The sequence below is a fragment of the uncultured Rhodoblastus sp. genome, from assembly GCF_903903185.1.
Taxonomy (GTDB): Bacteria; Pseudomonadota; Alphaproteobacteria; order Rhizobiales; family Beijerinckiaceae; genus Rhodoblastus.
Genome location: NZ_CAIUXT010000169.1, coordinates 1 through 2,120, shown reverse-complemented (window position 1 = coordinate 2,120; position 2,120 = coordinate 1). Strand labels below are relative to the sequence as shown.

Here is a 2,120-nt window from a genome sequence, read left to right as displayed (position 1 = left end):
TTGTTTTAAACCCCACTCGACTCTAGATTCCTTTGTTTTCGCAATGTTTTTGCGAAAAACCGGCGTCCACTTTTTCGCACATTGCTCTAGCCGATCAAATATTGCTCGGCGATTTCCGAACCGAGCTGATTATTGTCGGTGACGAAAGAATCGACAAATTCATGCAGGCCGTTCTGGAAGACTTCCCGGATCGAGGCGTCTTCAAGCCGTCGCTTGACATTGCGCGCGTGGCGCTGCGACGGGCCGTGGCGGCCATATTCATTGCCGATGGCGTCGAGGAAGCGCACGATATTGTCATAGCAGGAGATCAGCGAACGCGGCATTTGCGGGCGCAGGATCAAGAGATCGGCGACGTTCCACGGTTTGATGCTTTCGCGAAACACCCAATGATAGGCGGTCAGCGCCGAAACCGAGCGCAAAATCGCGGTCCATTGGAAATAATCGACGGAGCCGCCGACGGCTTCCTGCTCCGGCAGCAGCACGTGATATTTCACGTCGAGCACCCGCGCGGTATTGTCGGCGCGCTCGACATAGACGCCGAGGCGAGAGAAATAATAGGCGTCGTTGCGCAGCATGGTGCGATAGGCATAGCCGTCGTAAAGGCTCGACGTGGTCTTGACGAAATCCAGGAACCGGATCAGTTCCTCGCGGTCGATGCGACCGAGCGCCAGATAGGTCGCATCGAATTTCTTGAGCTCCAGCCAGGCGCTGTTGATGCTTTCCCACATTTCCACGGTCAGCGCGGTGCGTACGGCGCGGGCGTTGGTGCGAGCGAATTCGATGCAATTGCGGATGCTCGACGAATTGCGTTCGTCGAAGGCGAGATAGGCGATGACATTGGCCTCGTCCGCGGTTTCGAGATGGTCGTAGAACGTCTCATCCGCGCCCGAGGCGATCAGCACGCTTTCCCATTCGTCCTGCTTGGCCGAATAGGCCTTGGGCAGGGCCGAGATGCGGCTGGAGGCCTCGATCAGGCGGGCGAGGAAATCGGCGCGTTCGAGGTAGCGCGAGACCCAGTAGAGATTGTCGGCGGTGCGCGAAAGCATGTGGGGCGACCCTGTCTGACCTTTGAGCTGAATCCTGAACGCGTTTCGATTCCGGGACCGCGCCGCGGCGCAGTCCCTTTAAGTCTCAGGCGATATTGGCGTCGGTCTCCAGAACCCAGGTGTCCTTGGTGCCGCCGCCCTGGCTTGAATTGACCACGAGCGAGCCTTCCTTGAGCGCCACCCGGGTCAGGCCGCCGGGCACGACCCGCACGCCGTCCGAGCCCGACAGCACGAAGGGCCGCAGGTCGACATGGCGCGGCGCGACCCCGCCGGGGAAAGACGTGGGGCAGGTGGAAAGCGACAGGGTGGGCTGGGCGATGAAATTATCCGGGCTGGCGAGAAGTTTGTGGCGAAACGTCTCGATCTCCGCCTTGCTGGCGTGCGGGCCGACCAGCATGCCATAGCCGCCGGAGCCATTGACCTCCTTGACCACCAGTTCCGAAAGGTGATCGAGCACATAGGCGAGCGACTTTTCTTCGCGGCAGCGCCAGGTGGCGACGTTCTTGAGCAGGGGCTCCTCGCCAAGATAGAAGCGGATGACCTCGGGCGTATAAGTATAGATCGCCTTGTCGTCGGCGACGCCGCCGCCGACCGCATTGGCCAGAGTCACGTTGCCGGCGATATAGGCGCCCATCAGCCCGGCGGCGCCGAGCGTCGAATCCGGGCGAAACACCAGCGGATCGAGGAAATCGTCATCGACGCGGCGATAGATTACGTCCACGCGCTTCGGACCCTCGGTGGTGCGCATGTAGACCACATCGTCCTTGACCATCAGGTCGCGGCCCTCGACCAGTTCGACGCCCAGCTTGTCGGCCAGAAACGAATGTTCGTAATAGGCCGAATTGAACTGGCCCGGCGTGAGGATGGCGATGTTGGGCTCGCCCGGGCAGCCGGGCGGCGCGACCGAGCGCAGCGAGGCGAGCAGCGCGTCGGGGTAGTTTTCCACCGGCAGGACGCTATGTTCGGCGAACAGATCGGGCGCGAGCCGGATCATCATTTCGCGGTTTTCCAGCATGTAGGAGACGCCGGAGGGGGTGCGGACATTGTCTTCGAGCACATAGAAATCGTGGTCGT

At 61.0% G+C, this 2,120-nt stretch carries 2 protein-coding genes; both read right to left on the bottom strand.

The annotated features are described in order from the left end of the window. Positions 1-86: 86 nt before the first annotated feature. Positions 87-1,046, bottom strand: coding sequence for an alpha-E domain-containing protein (locus tag QZY01_RS15750; protein WP_294538833.1), 960 nt, complete (start codon positions 1,044-1,046; stop codon positions 87-89). A gap of 85 nt (positions 1,047-1,131) precedes the next feature. Then, positions 1,132-2,120, bottom strand: a 989-nt coding sequence (locus tag QZY01_RS15745) for a circularly permuted type 2 ATP-grasp protein (protein ID WP_294538830.1), incomplete at its 5' end; no start/stop codon positions are given.

Coding starts and splice junctions, on each gene's coding strand:
- QZY01_RS15750 (WP_294538833.1), bottom strand. CDS start 1,046: ATGCTTTCGCGCACCGCCGACAATCTCTACTGGGTCTCGCGCTACCTC.